Origin of the sequence: Filimonas zeae (genome assembly GCF_014641615.1) — a bacterium.
Lineage (GTDB): Bacteria > Bacteroidota > Bacteroidia > Chitinophagales > Chitinophagaceae > Filimonas > Filimonas zeae.
On sequence record NZ_BMIB01000001.1, the window covers coordinates 1,415,386 to 1,437,364 of the forward strand.

The following is a 21,979-nucleotide window of genomic DNA, read 5'->3' on the forward strand; positions in this document are numbered from 1 at the left end:
TGGCCATGAAACTAACTACAATATTGCTGGTGGTACTGGCGGGTATAACGGCCGGCTGCCAGCGCGAAGATTTCTCCTACCAGGAAAAGGACCGTATGTTTCAGATGATGGATATGCTGCGTGCAGATACATCGTTAAGCTTAACGGTAGAGGCGCTTGATAAGGCGCAGTTATCCGGTACGCTGAACACCTACGGGCCGTTCACCTTTTTTGCCCCGGATAACCAGGCTTTCCGCAACTACCTCAGAAATGTGGGTAAAGCGGCTATTGCCGATTTTACCAGCGAGGAAATTACCACGCTCATGATCTATCATATTTTAGGCGCAAGGGTACGATCGGCTGATTTTGTGCCGGGGCCACAGACAGTAAGCACCGGCAGGGGCGATTACATAGCGCTGGATATTTCAAAGGGTACCAAAACAGAAGCCCTGGCCAACGGTAAGGCCCGGTTGTACGAAACAGATATTGAATACAGCAATGGCGTGGTACATAAAATGGATGCGGTGCTTGATCCGCCGGTATTAACCATTGGTGCGTTTTTGCAGCAGAATCCGCAATACAGTATACTGGTGGCAGGTTTACAGCGGGCGGGCTTAATGGATACTTTAATGGCTTTAAACAATGCACAGGGGGAAAGAATACGGCTTACCCTGTTTGCAGAAACCAATGAGGTGTTGAACGCCGCTGGTATTACTTCGTTTGATGCTATGCCGCTGGGTGAGTTAACTGAGCTGATGCGTTATCATATTATGCCGGGCAGTTCGTTTACATCTCAATATGCAGGCTTAACCGCTGCGGTGCCTGCTATAGGGGTGGCAGAGCGGTGGGATAATACGCTTACCACATTATCCCCCAACAGCCATATCTATTACGATATGGCCAGCCAGAAGCCGGTGAATGGTACTATTGATTTTCGTGGTTCCGATATACTTATGAAAAACGGGGTGCTGCATAATGTAGATAAGCATATGGTATTCTCCTCCGCTGTGCCCAGAACACAGATAACACACGTGTTTAGCGAAACGCTCAACTATGCCTATGGTGTAAATGGTATATCGCCTACGGCACAGCCTATTATAAGTACGGCTGCCGGTCGTTTCCGCTACTTCGCAGAAGCCAGTCATTCCCGTGCCGGTGCTATGGTTTTGTTCTTTGAGGCAGATTCCAAAGATGACTCGCTGGTTTCTATAGTCAGAAATGTAAGAAAGGGTAAATACAAAATTGCTATCAACTACAAAAACGGTAACCGGGGCGATCTGCAACTGATGTACGGGCAGGATAAAATAGGTCCGGTTAAAAATTATGGGGCAGGTACTACCTTCTACCAGAACATGGAACTGGGTACCTATGAGTTTGCCACCAGTGGCGATAAACGATTCAAATGGGTATCGCAGGCATCTAAACTGGCGGCTGTTGTAATGGATGTAATGGTGCTAACGCCTGTTGATTAAATGGGCACAGGCCCGTAAAACTGTTGAACGATTTGCAATACTTAACGATGTTATATGTTTAAAATAAATTCCCGGTCTGCTGCTGCCGCCACCTGCCTGCTATGGCTGGCCTGTTTACACAATACGGTGCAGGCACAGCAAAAAACGGGCAGCAAAAAGGCAAAGCCTGCTGTAGTAACTAAAGTAACCGTTACCGAAATAAAAAAGCCTGTACAGCCACCCATTCCTTTACCCATGCCGCCGGCAGAGCCTGAAACCAACCTGGGTTACCTGCGCGTGAAAAAGGCAGCGCTTACCGCTGCGGTGTCGGAAGTGGAGGGAAAGCATCTGAATGAGTTAACGGCTGTTTCTATTGATGCGCTGTTACAGGGGCAGGCGGCAGGCATGCAGGTTACCAATGTTTCCGGCGCTCCCGGCTCTGGTGCGGTAACCAATATACGCGGCGCCTCCACATTAAACGCGGGTACATTGCCCTTGTATATTGTAGATGGTATACCTATAAAAACGTACCGGTTTATGAATCCGCTCGGTAAGAATGCTGATAACAACCCACTGGCCGATATTAACCCGGATGATATTGCTACCATAACAGTACTCAAAGATGCGCAGGCTACTGCGTTGTACGGTATGCGCGGTGCCAATGGGGTGGTTATTATTACCACCAGCGGCGGTACTGCCGGTAAAACCTATCTTGATTTTTCGGCCTATACCGGCATGGTGAGCGCACCCAAAAGTATTCCGGTGCTGAATGCAGATGAGTACCGCAACTATATACTGGAAAAAGAAGCGGCACGCGGTTTTAGTAAAGAGGAAATAGCCAGTGGCATTGGCCGGTTTCTGCTGGTTTCTACACCGGCAGATCAGTTGCAGCGGTATAATAACAACACCAACTGGCAGGATGAGTTGATGGAGCGTGGTGCGTACAACAACTATCATTTAAAACTGAGAGGGGGAGATGCTATTGCCCGGTATTCGCTCAGTGTAGGGTATACCAATCAGTCGGGTGTTATCAGTAAATCCAATTACGAGCGTTTTACTGCCCGCTTTAATCTGGATTATAAGGTAAACAGAAAGCTGACCATTCTGAATACGGTAGCGTATTCTCATGCCGGCAAAAAAGTGCTGGATGAAGGGAATGCACCTGAAACCAATCCGCTGTATCTGGCAACCTTAAAAAGCCCGGTGTTAACGGTATGGAATCAGGATGTAGCAGGCACCAACCTCAGCACGGTAGACAGTGCTGATTATGCGGGAAAGAACAACCCTTATGCAGTGGTAAATAAAATGAAGAACATCAACAGCTCTAACCGCATTATGGCGGGTATTACGGGCCAGTACGTGCTTTCACGGTCATTCACTATCAGCTCCGGTATTTTTGCCGATTACATCCGGTTAAATGAAACGCGTTTCAGGCCTGGCGCAGGGTTTATGCCTGAGAATGAAATCATCCGCTCTGCATCGGAAAACAACAGCTCTGAAATTATGCTGTTAAATGAAAATAGTCTTCACTTCAGCAAAGCTTTTGGCAAACATGCGTTGACCGCCGTGGCAGGCAATGCTTTTCAAACCACCTCGCAGCGGAACGAGTTTGCGATGGCTATTAACTCACCTTCCGATGAGTTTACCAGCATCAGCGCTACCGACCCGCAACTTATCGATTCTATTTCCAGCTATGAGCCGGACTGGAGGTTGATGTCATTTTTTGCAGGCGGCAACTATGCCTATAAAGAACGATATCTGTTGGGCGCTAACCTGCGGGCAGACGGTGCCTCCCGCTTTGCGCCGGGTAAACGGTGGGGTTATTTCCCTTCTGTTTCTGCCGGTTGGTTGCTGAGTGCTGAACCCTTTTTTACGGCCCGAAAAGTAGTGAACGAATTGAAGCTGCGGGTAAGCTATGGCATAACGGGCAACCAGGAAGTGGGGTATACCAGCGCCTGGAATGCGCTGGTACCAGCCATTTACAAAAGTCAGCCTGGTGTGCGCCTGGGTGCATTGGGCAATCCTGATTTTACCTGGGAAAAAACAAAGCAGTTGAATGCAGGTATAGATGTGCAGTTATGGAAACGTATTGCCATTACGGCTGATTTTTATAGCAGGCATACCAGCGATCTGCTGAACTACCGGCAGCTGGCGGGCACTACCGGCTTCAACAGCTATGTTGTAAATGAGGGAGCAGTAAGAAATACCGGTGTTGAACTTGCTGTATCGGGTAAAGTAGGTAAGAAGGTATTCAACTGGCAAACCCGGCTTACTGCGGCCTTTAATAAAAATGAAATTCTCAGTGCGCCGCAGGGGCAGGATGCCTCTGTAAATTATGGCCACTACCAGGGCTCGGCAGCGGCAGGCAATGCCGTAGGGGCTTTCTGGGGTTACCAGGCTTTGGGGGTTTACCGCTCCACGGCAGAAGTGCAGGTGAAAAATGGGGTGAACAATGCAGTGCCCTTCCAGGGAGGGGATATTATTTTTGAAGATGTTGACAAAAACGGGGTGATTGACGAGCGGGACAGAAAGGTGATAGGAAACAGTAATCCTGATGTATATGGCGGTTTCTCCAATACCTGCTCTTACAAAAATTTTGATCTGACTATCTTCTTCGATTTTGCATTGGGCAGGGAGGTGTATAATGCGCAGCGTGCCGCACTGGAAGCCATGAGCAATTACAACAACCAATCGGTAACTGTTCTGCAACGCTGGCGTGCGGAGGGTGATGTTACCCATATGCCGCGGTTTGCCCACGACGATGCGGCCGGTAATGCCCGGTTTTCGAGCCGTTGGATAGAAGATGGTTCTTTCTGGCGGTGTAAAGCCCTTACCATAGGCTACAATATACCGGCAAAAGAAAGCCGTAAACTATTCAAGAGTGCGCGGATACTGTTAAGTGCGCAAAACCTGTTTACCGTTACATCGTACAAAGGCTATGGGCCGGAGGTGGGCAGCGTTACCAGCCCGGTAACCTACAGTATTGATTATGGTAACGTTCCTCAGCTGAAAACTTTTATGGCAGGTATACGCCTGGGGCTTTAATGTTTTACTCACCCTTTAGTTTATCGAAAACAGTTGTATGAAAAAGTATGTATGGTTTACCCGGCGCCGGATGGTGTTACTGATGGTGCTGGCTCTGATAGTACCGGCTGGCCAGTCGTGTACAAAGTTTCTGGATGTGAAGCCTAAGGATATAGTGATTGATAAAGACTTTTTTGAAGATTTCTACGATGCAGATTATGCCCTGCGCGGTGCTTACGCAGGATTGCAGCAACTGGTGGGCGCTATGTTTGTAACCGGTGAAATGCGTGGGGATATGGTGCAACCCGGCCCGGGTGCAGATACCAGCCTGCGCGAGCTTGCAGAACATCGGGTTACCCCCACTAATAGTTATACCAACTGGAATGGCTGGTACGATTTGATTAACAGGGCCAACTATCTTATTAAATACATTCCCCGTGTACCTAACGATCCTGTTAATTTTACGGCAGACAATGCCAGGCAGTATGTAGGTGAGGCTTATTTTCTGCGGGCATTTGCTTACTTCTATCTGGTAAGAAACTACGGGCGTGTACCGCTGGTGTTACAACCCACCGATGGTATAGCTGCCATTGATAATCCGGCGCCCACAGAAGGCGATGTGATATTAGATACCCTGGAAGCAAACCTTACGGCGGCGCTTACTATGGTTAGCGATGTTATTCTAATCAGGCAGCCCAATTTAAACCTGTCTGAAAGTCCGGATGGCAGGCGTACAAGGGCGGTAACCGGCAATGTAAACACCTTACTGGCCGATATTTATTTATGGCGGCACAAGTATACCGAGGCCAATACAGCCATTCAGAAGATTTACAACATGGGTAAACACAACCTGTACGGCAGTGCAGCGGCCGCTAACTTCTTCGACATTTTTACGGCAACCGATCATGTGTCTGAACCTATTTTCCATATCAATTTCAACTATAATTTCCGGGAAACCAGCCCGCTGATGACGCTGACTTCTGATGATGCGGCCTGGGGCGGTAAGTATATGATAGCCCCTGCGGATAGTATAGCAGGCTATTGGAACAATACGCTGGTACAATCGGGCGATACCCTGCGTGTGGTGGGCGATGTGCGGGGCTTTGGCGCTGCATGGGTGGGCCGTAAGCCTTATTATAACGATTTCAATAGCCCTGTAAAGGTTATATGGAAATACCTGGGGCTGGGTAGAATACTGCCTTCCACGCTGGCTATTATTCCACCCATACGGCAGCCTTACCGTAGTGATGCTATATGGCAGGGCTATCGCTTTGCCGAGGTGATATTGATGAAGGCAGAGGCGCTGAACAGAATGGGCGATAAAGCAGGTGCCATTACCCAGGTAAACAGAATACGGTCGCGCTATGGCCCCACAGATGTTATTCCGGTTACGGTTAACTCTACCACAGAGGAAATTGAAGACTACATTTTTAAAGAGCGGGCCAGGGAGCTGGCGTTTGAAGGAAAGCGCTGGTTTGATTTGCTGCGGCTGGCCAGGCGTGGCCGTACGGAGCTGTTAAAGGCGGCCGTTAAAAGCCGCATAGGAGCTGCCAGATATACAGAGCTGCACCTGGATAGCAAACTGGATAATGCGGCTGGCTGGTACCTGCCTTTTAATGCAGAAGAAGTAAAACGTAATCCCAAACTGATATAGCATTTCTATTTTAAAAATTATTTTATGTTTAAAAGGCTGTTAGTGTTTTTTCTTTTTTCGCCGGTGTGTATGCTGTTTGCGCAGAAGAACAGTCTCGCCCGTTTTCCCAAAGGCCATACGCCGGAAGAGGTGGGTAAGCGCCTGGCCTATCGTTTTACCGATAGAAAACATGCATTGCACATGGGGAAGTGGATCAGCTATCCGGAAACCTTTAACTGGAACGGATCGTTGAAGTTTGCAGCTATTACGCATAATGAGGAGTTGCTGAAGTTGCTGAAGAACCGGTTTGAGCCGCTTTTTTCATCGGAGCAACAATTGCTGCCCATTCAGAACCATGTAGACATGAATATGTTTGGCAGCCTGCCGCTGGAGTTGTATCAGATTACCAAAGAGCAGCGGTACCTGCAACTGGGCCTGCCTTATGCGGATACCCAATGGCTGCTGCCCGAAAAATCCAATGCAAAGGAAAAGGAGTGGGCAGATAAGGGATATTCCTGGCAAACCCGTTTGTGGATAGATGATATGTACATGATTACGATTGTACAAACCCAGGCATATAAAGTAACCGGTGATAGCAAATACCTGGACAGGGCTGCCAGTGAAATGGTGCTTTACCTGAACGAACTGCAACGCCCGAACGGACTTTTTTATCACGCACCGGACGTGCCGTTTTATTGGGGGCGTGGCAATGGCTGGATGGCAGCGGGTATGACGGAGCTGCTGCGTTCATTGCCGGAAACACATATACACCGGGCCCGTATACTGGAAGGCTACCGGACCATGATGAAAAGCCTGAAAACCTATCAGACCAAAGCAGGCATGTGGAATCAGCTGATAGATGAGCCGGATTGCTGGGCAGAAACATCCGGTACGGCCATGTTCACTTATGCGCTTATTTCCGGGGTAAAACACGGATGGCTGAATAAGAAGGAGTATGCCCCTGTGGCGCGTAAAGCATGGATGGCCATGGTGCCTTATATAAACGATAAAGGCGATGTAACGGAAGTGTGTATAGGAACCAATAAGAAAAACGATAAACAGTATTACTACGATCGTAAGCGTAACGTAGGCGACTTTCATGGTCAGGCGCCTTATCTGTGGTGCGTTGTTGCCTTACTGGAGGGGGTGAAGTAGCGAAGGAAATATGAGACGAATCGACCAAAGGTTGAACATATTTTTCCGCATGCCTTCGGTTATTTTGAGTGTAATAAAATATGCATGGTAAGTATACAACTAAGCTTTTATGAAATGTAAATTATTGGTTCTGTTGGCTGGCTCAGTAATGTCGGCAAGTGTATTTGCACAAACAAAAGTAATTGCTCCGGAAAAAATATGGCCGGCGGCAAAGGCAAACGCCTGGTACAAGCAGCAGCCCTGGCTGGTAGGGGCCGATTATATACCGGCCAATGCCATTAACCAGCTGGAAATGTGGCAGGCGGATACGTTTGATTCTGCGTGTATTAACAAAGAACTGGGCTGGGCCGAAGGTATTGGCATGAATACCATGCGGGTGTTTTTGCACAGCCTCGCTTACCAGGCCGATGCGCAGGGGTTTAAAAAACGGGTAGATCTGTTTTTAACCATTGCAGAAAGGCACCGTATTAAGCCGATGTTTGTTTTTTTTGATGATTGCTGGAATAAGGTGCCTCAAACGGGCAAACAGCCCGAACGCAAACCAGGCATTCACAATTCCGGCTGGATGCAGGACCCCGGCGATCCGGCGCATAAAGAAACCGCTAACTACCCCAGGCTGGAAGCGTATATGAAAGATATACTCAAAACCTTCGGGCACGATAAACGTATTCTGCTGTGGGATTTGTATAACGAACCGGGCAACAGTGGTAAAGTGGTGGCCAGCCTGCCTTTGTTAACGAAGGCATTCATCTGGGCACGTGAGGCCAATCCCGATCAACCTATTACCGCAGGTATCTGGAAGTGGGATGAGAAGGCCATTGAACTGAATACTTTTCAGCTGGCTAACTCAGATGTGGTTACCTACCATTGTTATGATGGGCCGGAGCAGCATTTACGTACCATACAAATGCTGAAAATGCACGGAAGGCCCGTACTTTGTACGGAATATATGGCCCGGCCACGCAACAGTACGTTTATCAATTCACTGGCTATTCTTAAAAAGGAAAATGTAGCAGCCATTAACTGGGGGCTGGTAGATGGTAAAACCAATACCAAATACGCCTGGGATACCCCGATAGCGGACGGAAGCGAACCTAAAGAATGGTTTCATGAAGTATTCAGAGCGGATGGTACACCTTACCGGAAAGAGGAGACAGAACTGATTAAAAAACTTACAGAAGATAACCAGCAGGTGGCCAGAGGACAGAACACAGGTACAGGAAATTAAGTTTGTCATGAAAATATTGTGCATCCCCCTTCTTACCAGCATTCTATTCCCCCTGTTTTCCGTTACAGCTTATACCCAACCCCCGGCATCTATTTACCAGGGTTGGGTAAACGGCTTTACCAGCGGTTTGCAACACACGCATGATATGGCATTACCTGCCTGGGGGCCTTACTCCGGCAAATACAACGGTATTGCGCATGTGCCTGTGCAAAACAATGGTTTTCGTTTTGATGTAACAGTGCAGCCTTCTCTGTATCTGCGTAATCAAACGGTGCTGGCCAATCCCCTGCGCGAGTCGGGCTACCACCCCTGGCAGGCTGCTCCGGATTTGTCTTATTATTCCTACCGGTATCAGCTGGAGTGGAAGGATAAAGTATTCTGCGATGTTTCGTTCAGCAAGGTGGATGATAACAGCAGGCTGATAAAAGCAGCCTTTGTAAACAATACCACTGCCAACCGCAGCCTGGCATTCAACCTGTTCAGTACTATTGTTTTTCCTTACAGCAAAAGGGTAAGCGCGCATTTGCCGGGGCATACACAATGGCTAAAGGCGGCAGACTACAGCAGTAAAACGGATTCAATTATTGCGTACAACTACAACCTGGTATATAACGGGCAGCTACGCGGGCAAATAACGGATGATAATGCTGTAAGCCATACTGCCATTGTACTGGGCAAAACAGCAGGGGAAAAGCTGCAATACCATTTTACAGGTAACAGTGCTTTTGCCAACGCGGTATTACTGGTGCGCTACCGTACCGGTGGTGCAGGCGCTACTACGCTGAGTGCAGTACTCAATGGCAGCATGCTTGCACCCGTTGTGGTGAACCCTGTAAAGGAATATACATTGCTAACCCTGCCATTGGGGGTATTGGCGGCCGGAGACATAAATTTTAGTATGCAAACCACAGGCGGTAATGCTGTAATACTGGACGGTTTTGCACTGGCGGAGAACAGTGAGGCAGCTTTGGTTACTTTTAAGGAGGATAAGCTGAACATGGTTCCCCGGCAGATAACTACGGGTATGCCTAATGCCGCTATGCTTCAGTTTGATGATATTAAAGGATGTTACGGCCTGCTGTGGCGTAATGTGGCTGCGGAAGAGCGGGTGTTACTGGATGATAGCCCCGATGAAGCTTTGTTTAAGTTTGAGAACCTGGTAAAGCGGGAGGGCACACATAAAATAACTATTACCGGAAACAATAAAGGCTGGTTTAAAAATGTATTTACGGCGCCTGTGGTAGTTAAGCCGGGCCAAACGGTTACTGAATACGCATTTGTAGTGTATAGTGCTGATGAAAATGAAGTAAAACAGCAACTGCAAAAGTTAAATCAGCAATGGTATGAGGCGGAGCATATCTGCCGTAGCCGGCAGGAGCGGAGCAGTATGATGGCTTGTAACGAAGCAGGTAAGCCTTATCTGTTCAGCCAGCAGTTAATGGCCGCTACTACGCTTACCAACCTGATGTATCCCACATTTATGGGCAACCAATACCTGAAGCATACCACACCTGGTAAAAAATGGAGTTCGTTTTATACCTGGGACGCGGGTTTTATTGGCTTAGGCTATTCAGCGCTGAATACCGGGCGGGCACTGGAATGCCTGAACGCGTATACAATGGCAGATACAGAGCCCTCTGCTTTTTTAGAGCATGGCACACCGCTGCCTGTGCAGGCTTATCTGTTTAATGAGTTGTGGAACAGAACACAGAATAAAGAATACCTTGCTTATTTCTACCCGAGGTTAAAACGCTGGTATCGCTTTCTGGGCGGTGCAGAAAGCTCACCTACACGAAAACTGAAATCTGGTTTACTACAAACCTGGGATATTTTTTACAATTCCGGCGGATGGGACGATTACTGCCCGCAGGTGTATACCCATACAAAAAAGCTGGAGAAGATAATGGCGCCCACCATTAACACCTCGCACCAGATACGCTTTGCCAAACTGTTAAGAATGGCAGCCTGGCAACTGGGATATAAAGAAGATATAACTGCATACGATGCAGATATACAAATGTACAGCCATGCTTTACAGCAGTATGCCTGGCATGAAGCCTCCGGTTATTTTGGTTATGTAACACACGATAAAGAGGGGTATGCAAAAGAAATACTAACCCATGCTTCCGGCGAAAACTTTAACAAGGGGCTGGATGGATGCAGCCCCTTAATAGCCGGCATTTGCACACCTGAACAACAGAAACGTATTACACAACATCTTTTTACCAGAGGGGAGTTGTGGAGCGATCAGGGTATTACAGCCATAGACCAAACGGCGCCTTATTATAACAAAGATGGTTACTGGAACGGGCGTGTGTGGATGCCCCATCAATGGTTTATCTGGAAAATCATGCTGGATATGAATGAACCGGACAAAGCCATTCAGATTGCCCAAACGGCCCTGGATGTATGGAAGCGTGAAACGGAGGATAGTTATAACTGCTGGGAGAATTTTAGTGTGGAAACCGGCAACGGAGGTGGCTGGCATCAGTTTGGGGCTTTGTCTTCCCCTGTGTTAAACTGGTTCAGCGCTTTGTATACACCGGGTACTGTTACCCATGGGTTTGATGTATGGCCTGTTACACAACAGTTCAGCACCGGTAAGGATGGTTTTACGGGCAGCTACCGGCTTTTTACCCATCAGCAGACAGCAGCTACTACTATGTTGATCTGTTTGCAGGATCAATACCAGTATCAGGCCACCTGCAACGGCAAAAGTATTCCGTTAAAGAAGGTGCTGAATGGGTTGTATGTGGTTAAGGTAAACGCAGAGAATAGGGAAGGAGACACTTTTACCCTGGAGCTGAAGAAGAAATAACGATTACGCTTTTTCTCCATCTAAACAATAATAAATATGCGTATTGCTAAAGCCATGAAAAAACAAGGTAAGGTTGCCTGGCAACTGCTTACCTGTACAACTGCTGCACTGGCGGTTTTTGCTGCCTGTGCCAAAAACGATACCAGCCGCACTAAACTGGCCACACCGGGTTTGCTCAGCACCAATGTGGTGGCGCAGGCTGCTATTGGTAAAATGAGTGGCAACCCCATTTTACCACTTTACACGGCTGATCCGGATATTATTTATGCCAATGGTAAGTATTATATCTATCCTACTGCCAATGGTACCGGCACCAGCCAGTTTCATGCGTATTCTTCTACCGATCTGCTCAACTGGACAGACGAGGGCATTATTCTGGACCTGGCTAATGTAAGCTGGGCGCATACAGATGGCTGGGCCCCGGCCATAGCGGCGCGTAACGGGCAGTATTATTTTTACTTTACGGCCGCCAAAAAAATAGGCGTGGCGGTTGGCCCTACCCCTATAGGGCCTTTTACAGATATAGGAAGTCCGCTGGCTACCGGCGATGGTTCTGACCCTATAGACCCGATGGTTTTTATAGATGAGGATGAGCAGGCTTACCTGTATTGGGGCAATACCACTTTTAATATTCAACGGCTGAATAGTGATATGATTTCCCTTACAGGTACCCGTGGCCACAGCAAACCCTCCAATTATTTTGAAGCGCCGTATGTAATGAAGCGAAACAGTATTTATTACCTCATGTATTCAGTTAACCATTTTGGTAATGATGATTATCATGTGGAGTATGCCACTTCTGCTAACCCCATGGGGCCATGGACAACCAAAGGGCGTATTACCGCTCCACGGGGTGCTATAAAAGGGCCGGGCCACAATGCGGTAATCAGAAAGCCGGGTTGCAGCGATGAATACCTTTTTGTGTACCACCGCCGCACCGCTACCAACATTAACCAGCGCCGTGTGGCTATTGACAGAATTTTTTTTGATGCTGCCGGTAATATTATGCCCGTAAGTATTACCAATTCAGGTGTTATACAATCCGCAGGCACAGCCCCTTGCCTGGTACCCAATCCTATACCCGATGGCCAGTATGCCATACGTTCCAGGTTAAACACTACCACAGGGGATAGTTTGTATCTGGATATTACAGGTTGTACAGATGGTAATGCAGATGTAAAAACATGGACGCGTACCTCCTGCCAGGGGCAGCAATGGAACATTGTTTATCAGAACAACGGGTTCTATAAAATTACATCAGCACTGCCCACCCACAAATCGCTGGATCTTGATACCTGCGGCATCAACCGCGGTGCCAATATTCAGGTGTGGAGTCAGCTATCTAACGACTGCCAACTGTGGCGTATTGAAGCCGCAGGCAATGGTTGGTTTCGTATTATGTCCAGATCGAGCAATAACGTATTGGATATTGCAGATGCAGACCCTACGCCGGGAACAGATGTAAGATCATGGACATGGAATGCTACCAACGCCCAGATGTGGCGGTTTGAAGCGCCATAAGTTATGTAAGCACGTAAGTATCGCTCCAGCTACAGGCAATTTTGCTGTAGAGCGCCTGGTTGGCCAGGTGTACGCTGATGGCGGTACGGGCTCCGGTAAACACATTACTATCCGGTAGTTCATGCGTTTGTATTTTATTGTAAAAATCTTTTAGTGCGTACGAGGTGCCATCTTTAGTAGGTTCGGGCAAAATGGGTAAACCGCCATCTTTGTTCCAGGTAATACGGGTGGCACCGGTTACGCCGTCTACAGTTCCTTTCTCTTTCTGCAGGCTTTTTTCGGGGTATAGCACACCCTGGTCTGTAAGCAACGATATCATCCCCTTTGTACCTTTTATCTTAAACAGATAGCCATCACGCGCATTGCCACAGGTTGCGCCAAAGTTGGCGGTAAGGCCCTTATCGGGGTAACGCATCATTACCTGCACATTATCGTAGGTTTCCCGGCCGTCTTTATGAATATCAATACCACCGGTGGCGTAAAAATCCTGTGGGTGCGTATCAAATACCCAGTTTACAAAATCAATCTGGTGTGAGAGTAGTTCGGCTACCAGGCCGCCTGAGTATTCCCGGTACATACGCCAGTTAATGGTACGTTCCAGAGAAGGGTTGGGCGTGGGGCGGCGCCAGGTGGTGTTTCGGTCCCAACGGCAGTCTATCTGGGTTATGGTACCCAGGTCGCCGGCCTCTATCATTTCTTTTACCTTGTAATACAGGGGCGAGTAGCGGTATTGATGCCCTACCTGCAACACCTGTTTCGGGCGCTGCTGCATACGCTTTACCAGGTCCAGCGCCTGTTCAATATTGTAGGTCATGGTTTTTTCCAGGTACAGGTGTCTGCCGCTGTCAATTGCAGCGGTGGCAATAGGGTAGTGCATATGAAGGGGCGTGGCTATTACGGCCGCCTCTATATCTGCCTGGTCCAATAGTTTACGGTAATCGGTATAGGTTTTCCAGCTGTTGGTTTTATCCAGCTTCTGCGCTGCCAGCAGCCGGAAGTCCAGCACATCACAAACAGCTGTAATGCGAAACAGGTCGGGCATCTGGTTCAGCGAGTGTATCATGCCTGTGCCGCGGTCGCCGCAGCCAATAACGCCTATTTTTACCGGTCCGGCTGCTGATGACCTGGCAAAAAGAGAATTACCCAGCAGCAGGCCACCGGCCAGTAATCCGCTGTTCCTTAAAAAATGTCTTCTTTCCATATGTTCCTGACTATCTTTTATATCCTTTAAAAAAACGCGTAACGGTATCTGCCACAGAGCCGTCAGGTCTGCGGTACACTATATATGCGCCCATATCTTCCCGGTTGTGCAGAAAGGCCAGCGTTTGCTGCAGCCCCATAGCCATAAAGCCATTGTCATATCCATCGGCAGTAATGGCATCACGGGCATACACGGTTACACTGATCATTTCATTCTGCAATGGATAACCCGTTAACGGGTTTATCAGGTGCGATACCTGCCTGCCGCCCGCTGTATACTGTTTGCGGTAATTGCCCGATGTGGTAATAGCGCCGTTGGCAGCTTCTATAATTTTACGCATGGGTTCGGGTGCAAGGTCGTTACCGGCAATGCCTTCTATACCTATGGTAAATGGCGTGTTACCGGCTTTACGGCCTTTTATACGTAGTTCGCCACCCAACTCCACCAGGTAGCGGTGAATGTGATAACGTTGCAGCAGCAGCGCCAGCAGGTCTACTGCATACCCCTGGGCAATGCCATTCAAATCCAGTTGTACACCGGGTTGTAGCTTATACAGAAAATTACCCTTCAGGGTAATCTTATCTGCCCCTACCTGGTGCAGCAGTTTTTGAATGGTGGCACTATCGGGCAGCTGCGTGTTTTTTACAACGCCAAAACCCCAGGCATCTACCAGGGGTTTAACGGTGGGGTCTGCCAGGCCGCCGGTGGCGCGGTGTATTTCCAGCGCCCGCTGAATAATCGCCCGGAAAGGGGCATCGATAATAATGCCTTTTGTTGAACGATTAAACCGGTTAATGAGCGAAAGGGGGTGGTACAGAGATACCGACCGGTCCAGCTGTTGCAACAGGCTATCGGTTTGTGCCAGGGTTACCAGGCTATCGGTTGCATAATACACAATAGAATAGGTGGTGCCCTGTGCAAAACCCTGCAGTTGAAAACGGCGGAGGAGCTGTTGCCGGGCAGCGGTGCATAGCAAAAGCAATAACACAACTGCCACCGGCAACAACTTATTCTTTCCCATATCAGTATGTAAACACTTTTCCATTTACCATTACTTCCTGGCTTTTTTCATCAAAAGTGGCTTTGCCGCCGGTGCGTACCGCAGCGTTGGTCATAATAGTAGCTATAGAGTGGTTATAGCCTGCTTCTACGGGGGCGTTGGGCTCTTTGCGGCTGCGTATACACTCCATCCAGTTCCGCATGTGGTTGCTGCTGAGTGCATCGGCACCGGTATTGGCAGAGGCTACTACAGCGGCGCTATTGGGCAGCTTTACTTCGGGCAGCAGGTTGGCATGCATATTCATGGCCGATGCTGCTTTTTCGGTAAGGCCACCACGGGGCGATACTGTATTGGTAATAAGGTTGAGTTCGCCGCCATTGGCATAATAAATCTCTGCCGGATGCTCATCTCCATTGTGCATGCGCGAAGAGAAGATTACCTGAAACCCTTTGGTGCTGTCGTTCTGCGGGCCATAGTCAAACACCGCTGTGGTGGTGTCCCAGTTACGGCGGCCATCTTTCCACTGGTAAATACCGCCGTTGGCGGTTACGCTGCGCGGGTGCTGCAGGCCGCTGAACCAATGCACGGTATCAATCTGGTGGCTCATCCACTGGCCCGGCATGCCGGAGCTGTAAGGCCAGAAAAGGCGATACTCCAGGTAAATACGCGGGTCAAACGCCTCGTAAGGGCGGTTTAATAAAAAGCGCTTCCAGTCGGTATCTTCCTCTTTCAGTTTGGCTACCAGGCCGGGGCGGCGCCAGCGGCCCGGCTGGTTTACGTTCCAGCTCAGTTCCACCATGGTAATATCGCCAAACTTACCCTGCTGTATAAAGTCGGCAGCTGCCTGGTAGTTTTGCCCGCTTCTGCGTTGCGAGCCTATCTGCAATATCTGTTTGGAGTTGCGTACCGCTTTCAATGCCGCACGTGCATCTTCCATGGTTTCTGCAAAAGGCTTTTCGCAGTATACATCTTTTTTATTCTTTACCGCTTCAATGGCATGCAGGGCATGCGCAAAGTCGGGTGTGCTTATAATTACCGCATCCAGGTCTTTCAGGTTATATAACTCATCATTGTTACGGCAGGCGGTAATATCGTGCCCCAGTTTGTTTTTAAGATGTGCTGCACCCTGCTCGCGGCGGATGCTCCACAGGTCAGATAGGGCCACCATATCAAAGTTCAGTTCTTTGTAATGGTTCAGAAAGCAGGGCAGCAGGGTATCTTTAAACCGGTCTGCAAATCCTACAGCACCTACACGCACGCGGTCGTTGGCGCCAATGATATTGCCATAGCTTTTGGCGCTCATACCCATGGCGCTTATATACGTGCCTGCGGCAGCGAGCGCTGAGTTTTTAATAAAGCTGCGTCTTGTATTGTCCATGCCGCTTATTATTTAAGTTCTTTAATCCTGATGTTGCGGTAGGATACGGTGTTGCCATGATCCTGCAGCAGAATATGCCCCTGTGCAGCGGTGCCGAACTCAGGCCATTTTTTATACTTGCTGATGGCTACCAGATCTTTAAATGCCTGAGAGCCGCGTTCGTATTCCACCACCTTTACACCATTCAGCCAATGCTCTACATGGTTGTTGGGGTATACCCTTATTTCGCCACTATTCCACTCGCCAATGGGTTTGGTAATGCTGTCTGTTTTTTCGGCTTTAATAAGGTCGTACAGCGAGGCCAGGGTGCGGTTGCCGTTGCGGCCCAGTTTGGCATCGGGATGGCGCTCATCATCCAGCACCTGGTACTCCAGGCCAATGCCGGATAAGCTGGTTTTTTCTTTCTCCGTTACAAAATACTTTACACCGCTGTTAGCGCCTTCTGTTAGTTTAAAATCAAACTTCAGTATAAAGGCGGCATATTCTTTTTCGGTAACAATATCACCGCCCAGGCCTTCTTCCTGGCCGTTGGATCCCTGTATGGTTAATACACCATCCTTCATGTTCCACCCGCGCTCAGGAAACTTATCTTTAAAAAGGCCTCGCCAGCCGGTGCTGGTTTTACCATCCCATAGCAGACTAAAACCTTCTGCTTTTTCCTGTTTGCTGAGTGTGTTAAGCTTTTGGGCCGATACCGGCATAGTGGCAAGCAAACCTCCGAAATACAACAAGGCTGCTGTTTTTTTCATTGACATCATCATGGAGCTGAAATTTGTAAGTTGTTTAAGTTATTAATTTTTTTTTGATTTGTGTTAATCATATCCCGGATTCTGCTCCAGTTTGGCGTTAATGTTTCTTTCTATTTCTGCGGCAGGTATAGGCCACAGGTTGTATTTAGCCAGGGCATCGCTGTAGTAGGGGTTACATTTTTTTACACGGTCGTACCATACCCCCAGGCGCATCAGTGTAATTCTCCGTTTTTCTTCCGGGCCCAGTTCGCGCATCCGTTCGTCCAGTATATATTCCATGTTTACATCTCCCGCCGCTACCGGTGATGCTTTGGCTCTCAGCCGCACCACGTTAATGTCATCAGCCGCCTTGCCGGGCATGTTTAAACCCACATAGGCTTCGGCACGCAGCAGATAGGTTTCTGCCAGGCGAAACATGTACTGATCAGCATAGGTGCCACCTGCATTCGATTTTAGCAGCAGCTTTGTTTTATCTGCAAAAAGCCCGTCCGGATGGTCGCCCGGGGTGGTTACTTTAGATTGATAAGCATAAAATGTTCTGGAAGGCACCTTTACACCTGCGGGTGGTGTTTGGGTAGAAATAGTCTGGCCATACAGGGGCGATGCGGGGTTGGTGGCTGTAAACTGCCGTACAAAGTTGTGGTTGGCATTGCGGATATCGTTGGTAAAATCGCTCTGCCATATTACATCGCTGAAGTAGTGGGTAGAGATAGCCCAGCCAATGCCTCTGCCACCGGAGTAATCGCTTACCGGATATAAAATGGGCGATACCGTGCCGGAACCCACCCGTAATGAGCCCAGTTGCGGCGCGAAGGTGCGCTCAAACTGATAGGAGCCTGATACGCCTGTAGATACGGTGCCACCGCCTGGTACATCTGTTTCAAACTGAATAACCCAAAGCCCTTCACGGTTGCCGGATTTGCGGTTCTGGTTACCGCGCTGAAACAGATCCCAGTACACATCACCCGGTGTAACCGTGCTGCGGGCGCCAAAGCGGTTTTGCATCAGGTTTACATCAGCACTGCTGATAACAGCGGTGGCAGCTGTAACGGCTTCCTGAAATTTGCCCGCTGCCAGGTATACCTCTGCCAGCAGGTGGCTGGCGGCAAGGTTGTTAATTTCGCCATCCTGCACTTTGCTTATCGCAGGCAGGTTGGTGGCCGCTATGGTAAGGTCTGCTATAACCTGTTCCAGCACTGCTGCTTTGGTAGCTCTTACATAATCGGTTCTGGGGGAGGTTACTTCTTCCAGGGTAAGCGGCACGCCGCCATACAGGTACACCAGCGTGCGGTAGGCCAGCGCGCGGAAAAAACGGGCTCTGGCTTCGGTAATGGTTTTATCGGCCTCTGACATGGCAGAGCCGGGTATGCGGGTGAGAATAGTATTGGCTTCTGATATAATTTTATACAGAGAGGTCCAGTGTGTAAGGGCAATGTTTACATTGCCCGTTGGCGCATACGCAGCAGCCATATTGGTGTGGCGGTCTACTTCCGGCTGGCCGTCAAATACCAGATCGGTACCAAACAGGTAATCAAACGGGCGTCTTTCACCGCTGTTGTAAAACTCTTTACGCGTAAGATCGTACAGGTTGTATACCGAAGCATTGAAGTCGTTGATATTGATAAAAGCATTGCCCGAGCTGAGAAAGTCCAGTGGCTTTTCATCCAGAAAATTGCCGCTGCAACCATAAAAAAGGCTTACACCTATCAGGGGCAGAAGTATCAGTATTTTTTTCATAATCAATTAGAATGTTGCGTTAATGCCCAATGAATATCCTTTTAATACCGGCCTGCCATCGTTGGTAAGGCCCTGGTTGGTTTCGGGGTCCCAGCCTTCCCAGTTGGTCCAGGTGGCCAGGTTTTTACCGCTTACATACAGGTTCAGGTTCTGAAACTTTAGTTTGTTAACCCATGCGCCGGTAAACCGGTACGACAGAGAAACATCCTGCAGGCGTATAAAACTCCGGTCCTGATAAATGGTTGGAGTAATAGTAGGGGATACAGCAGACCGTGCGTATTTACCATTGGGGTTACGGGGCGACCAGAAATCAATCGTATGCTGGTAGTTGTTACGTACACCGTTGTCGTCGCGTATTTTGGTGGGTGAGTTGCTGCCGCGATAGCCGTTTTTGCCGCCCTGTACCGAGTTGAAGAAGATGGTAAAGCTAAACCCTTTGTAATCAAAACTATTGAGCATACTTATCCGGTAGGCAGGTTCGCCATATCCCAGTATTACCCGGTCCGCCGGCGTAATATTGCCATCTTTGGTATTATCTGCTACCCGGTAAGTACCTACATAATAACCGGCAGGCGGCGTTTCGCCCAGTTGGTAAATGCCATTGGCCTGGTAGCCGTATAAGCTGTTGATTGATTTGCCAATGAAAAGGCTGCTGGCCGTCATATCGCCGGAGCCTATCAGTTGCAGTATCTTGTTTACGTTTCTGGAAAACGTAACGGTAGTTCTCCAGGTAAAGTTTTTCAGATCAACGTTTTTGGAAGTGAGCGATAATTCCACACCGCGGTTTCTGATGTTACCTACGTTGGTGCTGATGGTGCCAAAGCCGGTAATGGCGGGAATGTTTACGTTAAAAAGCAAGTCTTTTGTATCGGTCTGGTAGTAGTCCAGGCTACCGCTTAACCTATCCTGAAAAAGCGCAAAGTCTACACCGGCATTGATGCCTGCGGTACGTTCCCAACGCAGGTTGGGGTTGGCGAGCGATTGTACCTGCTGACCAAAAACAGTACTGCCGCCATCGCCAAAAACATAGGCTGCGCCGGAAGATACGCGCGACAGGGAGAAGTAGCGGCTGGTTTGGTTGCCACTGATGCCGTAGCCTGCCCGCACCTTTAAGTAATCCAGCCAGGAAACCTTCATGAACGATTCATTGCTGGCTATCCAGCCAAGTGCTGCAGACGGAAAAGTACCGTACTTATGATTGGCTGCAAAGCCGGAAAAGCCATCGCGGCGCAGGGTAGCGGTAAGCAGGTATTTGTTATCATACTTATAACTCACCCTTGCCATCTGATAGGCCAGCGCCTCGCTCCAGGCATCGGAGTTGGCAAAGCGGTTGGTACCCAGTTCCAGGCTGTTATAGCCCAGCGTTAAACGGGAAAAGCCGTTGGCGTTAGACAGGGTGTAATCGTTGTTGCGTTCCACTGCTCCGTAAAGCAGCGTTACATTCACATCATGCTTTTTAAAAGCGCGGTTGTAGGTAACAATGTTATCCAGCGTATAATCGTAATAGCTTTCAAATTCTTTAGAGGCGCTGCCTGTTAAACCGGCACCGTAAATACTGGCGTTGTATTGCTGGTTAATACGGTAGTTGTTGCCGTAGTTAAGGCGGTAGCTGAGGCCTTTTATAAAGGGTATACTGATTTCTGTATACAGGTTGGCAAAAAAGTAGTTGTGCCGCTCCAGATCATCCGTATAATAGCCATGGAAGGGGTTGGTAAGGTTGGTGTTGAAAGGGTAGGGAATTAACCTGCCCGCAGTATCGTAAGGCACTGCCAGCGGGGCAAATGTAAAAAGCCCGCCTACGGAAGGTTCAGAACCATCTTTGTTTACAAAGGAGCCGAACGATTGAATGCCTGCTTTCCACCAGCTGGCTATCTGTGTTTCCAGATTTACCCGTATGCCTTTTCTTTTAAAGTCATCGTTGCGGATAAATCCCTTCTGATCGGTATAGTTAACGGATATCAGATAGTTCACTTTATCGCCGCCACCCGATACGCTCAGTTGATGGTCTGCTATACTTCCCGTGCGGGTTCCCGCATCCCACCAGCTGAAATCGTTTGGAAGCAACTGGTCAGATGTGTTTTTTAAAGAGGGGTCTACCCGGCTGGCTATGTTAAAGTTGGGGTTGGGCTGCGTGTAATCCGGCCCCAGATAAGCTTCTTCATAATACAGGTCGCGTATATGTTGCAGATACTCCGCCCGGTTCATGGGGCGTATATTGCCTCTGGGGCTTTGGGTGGCATAAGAACTGGAAATAGCAACTCTGGGTTTATCGCCTTTTTTACCACGGCGCGAGGTTATCAGTAATACGCCATTAGCTGCCTGTGCGCCATATACAGCGGTAGCACTGGCATCTTTTAATACATCAATAGAAGCAATATCATCCGGATTAATGGCCTCAAAAGAACCGTTGTATTGAATACCATCCAGTACAATCAGCACCCGGGAATTGCCTGAAATAGTATTGGCCCCGCGAATGGAAATATTGGGGGTAGAGCCTGCGCTGTTTACCTGCCCTACGTTTAAACCGGGCACCGTACCCTGCAATGCCTGTGCTATATTGGCGTTGGGGGCATTTTTAAAGTCGGTAAGGTTGGCGCTTACTACGGCGCCGGTAACATCTCTTTTTTTCTGCGTGCCATAGCCTACCACAATAACATCGTTAAGGGAGTTGTTGATGGCCTTCATTTGCGCGTTAACAGTGTCGCTGCCGTTTACCGGTATTTCCTGTTTTTCGTAGCCAACGGCTGAAAATACCAGTATACTGTTGGGGGTGGCAAGCGTAAGCGTATAATTGCCTGCTGCGTTGGTTTGGGTGGCCGCCTTGCCTTCCTTTACCAGCACGCTTACCCCCGTCATGGGCTGCCCGTTTTCGTCGGTTACTTTGCCGCTTACCGTTTGTGCCAGATGGCCACGGCAGGGCGAGGCCCGTACTATACAAACAGAGGCCATTACCAGCAAAAGGGTAACCAGGCCACAGGGAATAATTGGTGAAAAATGGACAATACATGGGCAAGTCAATAACCCTTTTCTCATATTCTGTATTTAAGTTATTCAGTTAAACTGTTCCGGCAAATACATGCCAGCAATCGTTCGTGTCAGGCAAAG

13 protein-coding genes are annotated in these 21,979 nt (G+C 48.7%); 7 read left to right on the top strand and 6 right to left on the bottom strand.

Annotated features, from left to right (window positions below):
- Positions 1–5 precede the first annotated feature (5 nt).
- From IEY13_RS05600 to IEY13_RS05630, 7 genes are all read left to right on the top strand, one after another.
- Complete coding sequence (locus IEY13_RS05600; protein WP_188950953.1) at positions 6–1,451, top strand: fasciclin domain-containing protein; 1,446 nt, start codon at positions 6–8, stop codon at positions 1,449–1,451.
- Between the two features lie 54 nt (positions 1,452–1,505).
- On the top strand, positions 1,506–4,475 hold the full coding sequence (locus tag IEY13_RS05605) for a SusC/RagA family TonB-linked outer membrane protein (protein WP_188950954.1): 2,970 nt from the start codon (positions 1,506–1,508) through the stop codon (positions 4,473–4,475).
- A gap of 37 nt (positions 4,476–4,512) precedes the next feature.
- Positions 4,513–6,108, top strand: a complete 1,596-nt coding sequence (locus tag IEY13_RS05610; RefSeq protein ID WP_188950955.1) for a RagB/SusD family nutrient uptake outer membrane protein — start codon at positions 4,513–4,515, stop codon at positions 6,106–6,108.
- A gap of 24 nt (positions 6,109–6,132) precedes the next feature.
- The gene (locus IEY13_RS05615) at positions 6,133–7,242 is read left to right on the top strand and encodes a glycoside hydrolase family 88/105 protein (RefSeq protein WP_188950956.1); all 1,110 of its coding nucleotides are present in this window, start codon (positions 6,133–6,135) and stop codon (positions 7,240–7,242) included.
- Positions 7,243–7,351: 109 nt separating this feature from the next.
- On the top strand, positions 7,352–8,470 hold the full coding sequence (locus tag IEY13_RS05620) for a glycoside hydrolase 5 family protein (protein WP_229687746.1): 1,119 nt from the start codon (positions 7,352–7,354) through the stop codon (positions 8,468–8,470).
- 7 nt (positions 8,471–8,477) lie between these two features.
- Positions 8,478–11,288, top strand: coding sequence for an MGH1-like glycoside hydrolase domain-containing protein (locus tag IEY13_RS05625; protein WP_188950957.1), 2,811 nt, complete (start codon positions 8,478–8,480; stop codon positions 11,286–11,288).
- 36 nt (positions 11,289–11,324) lie between these two features.
- On the top strand, positions 11,325–12,809 hold the full coding sequence (locus IEY13_RS05630) for a family 43 glycosylhydrolase (RefSeq protein ID WP_229687747.1): 1,485 nt from the start codon (positions 11,325–11,327) through the stop codon (positions 12,807–12,809).
- Position 12,810: 1 nt separating this feature from the next.
- On the opposite strand, the gene IEY13_RS05635 is transcribed toward IEY13_RS05630, so the two are convergent.
- Genes IEY13_RS05635 through IEY13_RS05660 form a run of 6 tightly spaced genes read right to left on the bottom strand, consistent with a single transcriptional unit; the run spans position 12,811 to position 21,907 of the window.
- Positions 12,811–14,010 (bottom strand): Gfo/Idh/MocA family protein, encoded by a 1,200-nt coding sequence (locus tag IEY13_RS05635; RefSeq protein WP_188950958.1) that lies wholly within the window; start codon positions 14,008–14,010, stop codon positions 12,811–12,813.
- Between the two features lie 10 nt (positions 14,011–14,020).
- Positions 14,021–15,031 carry an FAD:protein FMN transferase gene (locus IEY13_RS05640; RefSeq protein WP_188950959.1) on the bottom strand — a complete coding sequence of 337 codons (1,011 nt, stop codon included), beginning with the start codon at positions 15,029–15,031 and terminating at the stop codon, positions 14,021–14,023.
- Position 15,032: 1 nt separating this feature from the next.
- Positions 15,033–16,388, bottom strand: a complete 1,356-nt coding sequence (locus IEY13_RS05645) for a Gfo/Idh/MocA family protein (RefSeq protein ID WP_188950960.1) — start codon at positions 16,386–16,388, stop codon at positions 15,033–15,035.
- Between the two features lie 8 nt (positions 16,389–16,396).
- Positions 16,397–17,149 (bottom strand): 3-keto-disaccharide hydrolase, encoded by a 753-nt coding sequence (locus IEY13_RS05650; RefSeq protein ID WP_229687748.1) that lies wholly within the window; start codon positions 17,147–17,149, stop codon positions 16,397–16,399.
- 51 nt (positions 17,150–17,200) lie between these two features.
- Positions 17,201–18,874, bottom strand: coding sequence for a RagB/SusD family nutrient uptake outer membrane protein (locus IEY13_RS05655; RefSeq protein WP_188950961.1), 1,674 nt, complete (start codon positions 18,872–18,874; stop codon positions 17,201–17,203).
- A 6-nt stretch (positions 18,875–18,880) separates the two neighbouring features.
- Positions 18,881–21,907 carry a SusC/RagA family TonB-linked outer membrane protein gene (locus tag IEY13_RS05660; protein ID WP_229687750.1) on the bottom strand — a complete coding sequence of 1,009 codons (3,027 nt, stop codon included), beginning with the start codon at positions 21,905–21,907 and terminating at the stop codon, positions 18,881–18,883.
- Between the last annotated feature and the right edge of the window lie 72 nt (positions 21,908–21,979).

Coding starts and splice junctions, on each gene's coding strand:
- IEY13_RS05600 (WP_188950953.1), top strand. CDS start 6: ATGAAACTAACTACAATATTGCTGGTGGTACTGGCGGGTATAACGGCC.
- IEY13_RS05605 (WP_188950954.1), top strand. CDS start 1,506: ATGTTTAAAATAAATTCCCGGTCTGCTGCTGCCGCCACCTGCCTGCTA.
- IEY13_RS05610 (WP_188950955.1), top strand. CDS start 4,513: ATGAAAAAGTATGTATGGTTTACCCGGCGCCGGATGGTGTTACTGATG.
- IEY13_RS05615 (WP_188950956.1), top strand. CDS start 6,133: ATGTTTAAAAGGCTGTTAGTGTTTTTTCTTTTTTCGCCGGTGTGTATG.
- IEY13_RS05620 (WP_229687746.1), top strand. CDS start 7,352: ATGAAATGTAAATTATTGGTTCTGTTGGCTGGCTCAGTAATGTCGGCA.
- IEY13_RS05625 (WP_188950957.1), top strand. CDS start 8,478: ATGAAAATATTGTGCATCCCCCTTCTTACCAGCATTCTATTCCCCCTG.
- IEY13_RS05630 (WP_229687747.1), top strand. CDS start 11,325: ATGCGTATTGCTAAAGCCATGAAAAAACAAGGTAAGGTTGCCTGGCAA.
- IEY13_RS05635 (WP_188950958.1), bottom strand. CDS start 14,010: ATGGAAAGAAGACATTTTTTAAGGAACAGCGGATTACTGGCCGGTGGC.
- IEY13_RS05640 (WP_188950959.1), bottom strand. CDS start 15,031: ATGGGAAAGAATAAGTTGTTGCCGGTGGCAGTTGTGTTATTGCTTTTG.
- IEY13_RS05645 (WP_188950960.1), bottom strand. CDS start 16,388: ATGGACAATACAAGACGCAGCTTTATTAAAAACTCAGCGCTCGCTGCC.
- IEY13_RS05650 (WP_229687748.1), bottom strand. CDS start 17,149: ATGATGATGTCAATGAAAAAAACAGCAGCCTTGTTGTATTTCGGAGGT.
- IEY13_RS05655 (WP_188950961.1), bottom strand. CDS start 18,874: ATGAAAAAAATACTGATACTTCTGCCCCTGATAGGTGTAAGCCTTTTT.
- IEY13_RS05660 (WP_229687750.1), bottom strand. CDS start 21,907: ATGAGAAAAGGGTTATTGACTTGCCCATGTATTGTCCATTTTTCACCA.